Raw genomic sequence first — 1,264 nt, 5'->3', positions numbered from 1 at the left:
TCCCTGGAGCAACTGTGTTGCTGGAGGAGCGCCAGCCCTTCCGGTAAACGGGCACGGTAGTGCCGGCCGCTGGCCGGCAGCCTCAGGAGCAACGCCCTCTGGTGCGCTCAGGCGGGGATCGATCCGCCTTGAGCGTCACGCATACGGGCGTTGAGAATCACCAGCATCTTCCGCATCACCGCCACGATGGCCACTTTGCCTTCCTTGCCCCGCGCTCGCAGCGACTGGTAAAAGTCCCGCAGGCGAGGTTCATGCCGCATGGCCGACATGCTGGCCATGTAGAGCACCTGACGGATCTCAGCCCTGCCGCCATGGATGCTTCGTTTGCCACGCATGGTCCCGCTGTCATGGGACATCGGTGCCACACCGACCAGGCTGGCGACGGCCTTGCCACTGATCTTGCCCAGCTCGGGAAGATAGCTGGCCAACACGGCCTGCAGGCCCGGGCCAACACCTTTCATCGACTTCAGGACAGCCAGTTGAGGCTGCTTGGAAACCTGTTCGGAAATCCGCTTTCCCAAACGTTCCACCGTTCTCTGCAAGCAAGTGATGTTGGCCTGAAGCAGTCGACGTAATTCACGATTACCCACCATTTCCTGCTGCTGCCGCGCGACGGTCAGCGCGTGCATCGCCTGTCGGCGTGCCCGCACGAAGTCACGCATTTCCCGCTGCCAAGGCTCCAGTGGCTGATAGGAACGCAGCTTCACCAGCGCGGCCATCTTGGCCAAGGCATAGGCATCCAAGCGGTCGGTCTTGGCCATGTGGCCAAGCCCCTGGGCCAGTTTCCGCGCCCGCAGGGCATTGGCGCGGACTACCGGATGACCAGCGTTGTGCAGGAAGTCCAGCACAGGCTGTTCGTAGCCACCAGTGGCCTCCAGCACGATCTGGACGGCCGGATGCCCTTGCAGCCAGAGGTCCAATTCAGCAAAGCCGGAGCGGCTATTGCTGACCTGCAGGGTCTTTCCGTCTGTCGTGCCAACGTCCAGCTGGCGCTTGCTGACATCAATCCCGATCCCGTTCATCACCGGACTCCGTATAGTCTGGAAGGGTCGAGAGCTCCCCCGCTTGCCCAGTCTTATCACTGCGAGTGTCAGCTCCAGCAACTGTTCGGGCGGATCAAGGGAGATTCCGGCGTGGGCGCCAAGCTCCATGGCGATCGTCGAGATCCAGGCTTACACGGCGGCCCACGCCGGCTCTCGACACCTACGGTGCCAGATTCCAATCAGATAAGGCTTGGCCGCGGCATCCATGCCGCGGACACCCC

Annotated in this window: 1 protein-coding gene; it reads right to left on the bottom strand. The window is 62.6% G+C overall.

Annotated elements, in window-relative coordinates; genetic code table 11:
- Window positions 1–107: 107 nt before the first annotated feature.
- A complete protein-coding gene (locus ACUXVE_RS20020) occupies window positions 108–1,022 on the bottom strand; it encodes an IS110 family transposase (protein WP_117310880.1) in 915 nt (304 codons plus the stop codon).
- Window positions 1,023–1,264 lie beyond the last annotated feature (242 nt).

This window comes from Stenotrophomonas sp. 3(2025), from assembly GCF_052665395.1.
This window is presented reverse-complemented; position numbering and strand designations above follow the sequence as displayed.